A 1,668-nucleotide genomic window follows, 5' to 3' on the forward strand; every position below is an offset into this window, starting at 1 on the left:
GCAGGGCGGGCACGGAGCCGTTCTTCTCCTGCCCCTGCGCCTGCGCCTGCGCCGTCCGTTCCGCGCGGGCCTCCTGCGCCTCCTGCGCCTTCTTCGCCATGCCACCGCCGCCCGCGGTCACCGGCGACCAGGGCTGGTGGTGCCAGTTGTTCTTCCAGTGGTCGGGGCGCTGGTGCTGCTCCTCCACCACCACCCGGCCGCGCGCCACCCGCCGGCCGCCGTCGCAGTCGACCCACACCGGGTACGTACCGGCCCGCGCGGTCCACTTGATCTTCCCGCGCCCGCTGAGCCCGCCGTAGTTCACCGGCCGCAGGTTCACCGGCGCCTCGAACACCTCCGAGGTCGCCGAGGCGTAGTCGCCCCGGCAGGCGCCGGTGCTCACCTCGACCGGGTCGCCGCGCTGCACGCGGTACGGGGTCACCGTCACCTCGCCCTGCGCGTACGCGTCGGCGGCACAGGAGACGGCGGCGCCGCCCGTCAGCAGGAGGACGGCGGCGAGGCAGACACGGACCGGGCGCATGGGACCTCCGGGAAGCTCTCACTCCCAGGGTCGCGACCTGCCGCGTCCCCGCATCCGTACGGCGGCGGCACTACGCCGATCCGGTTGCCGCCCACCCGAACGGCGGGTGCGGAGCGGCCCGTCGCGCGGGCCCGCCGGGCCCCGGGGTCAGACCAGCTCGACGAGGTCGGCGATCGAGTCGACGATGTGCGACGGCCGGTACGGGAAGCGCTCCACCTGGTCCGCGCGGGTGAGCCCGGTCAGCACCAGGTACGTCTCCATGCCCGCCTCCAGGCCGGCCAGCACGTCGGTGTCCATCCGGTCGCCGATCATCGCGGTCGACTCCGAGTGGGCGCCGATCTGGTTGAGCCCGGAGCGCATCATCAGCGGGTTGGGCTTGCCGACGAAGTACGGGTCCTTGCCGGTCGCCTTGGTGATGAGCGCGGCGACGGCGCCGGTCGCGGGCAGCGGGCCCTCGGTGGACGGGCCGGTCTCGTCCGGGTTGGTGGCGATGAAGCGGGCGCCGTTCTCGATCAGCCGGATGGCCTTCGTCAGCGCCTCGAAGCTGTACGTGCGGGTCTCGCCGAGGACGACGTAGTCGGGGCGGTGGTCGCTGAGCACGTAGCCCTGGTCGTGCAGCGCGGTGGTGAGCCCGGCCTCGCCGATGACGTACGCGGTGCCGCCGGGGCGCTGGTCGTCGAGGAACTTCGCGGTGGCCAGGGCGGAGGTCCAGATGCTCTGCACGGGCACGTCGAGGCCGATGCGGGAGAGCCGGGCGTGCAGGTCGCCCGGGGTGTACATGGAGTTGTTGGTGAGCACGAGGAAGGGCTTGCCGGAGTCGCGCAGCCGCTTGATGAAGGCGTCGGCGCCGGGGATCGGGATGCCTTCGTGCATCAGCACCCCGTCCATGTCCGTCAGCCAGGACTCGACCGGCATACGCTCCGCCATCTGCTCTCTCCAACCGGTGCCGCGGGGACGGGGTCACCAGCCTAAAGGCAGGAGCGGGGGACGGCGGGGGCGGAGGGGATGTGCGGGGGAGGGGCGGGGGCGGGTCGGTCGGCGGTGGGGCGGGCGGAGATGAGCCGGGTGGAGGGGCGCGAGCGGGCCGCGGGCGGTGTGGCGAAGGCGGCGGTTGGAGGAGTCGCGGTTGGTGACGGTGGAGCGGCGGA

General features: G+C 73.6%; 2 protein-coding genes. Both read right to left on the reverse strand.

Going from position 1 to position 1,668, the window contains the following annotated elements:
* Nucleotides 1-520: hypothetical protein (locus tag H5J30_RS31695; RefSeq protein ID WP_181791030.1), on the reverse strand; the 520-nt coding region annotated here is incomplete at its 3' end.
* A gap of 147 nt (nucleotides 521-667) precedes the next feature.
* Nucleotides 668-1,447 carry an HAD-IIA family hydrolase gene (locus H5J30_RS31700; protein ID WP_181791032.1) on the reverse strand — a complete coding sequence of 260 codons (780 nt, stop codon included), beginning with the start codon at nucleotides 1,445-1,447 and terminating at the stop codon, nucleotides 668-670.
* Between the last annotated feature and the right edge of the window lie 221 nt (nucleotides 1,448-1,668).

Source organism: Streptomyces phytophilus, assembly GCF_013870535.1.
GTDB lineage: Bacteria > Actinomycetota > Actinomycetes > Streptomycetales > Streptomycetaceae > Streptomyces > Streptomyces phytophilus.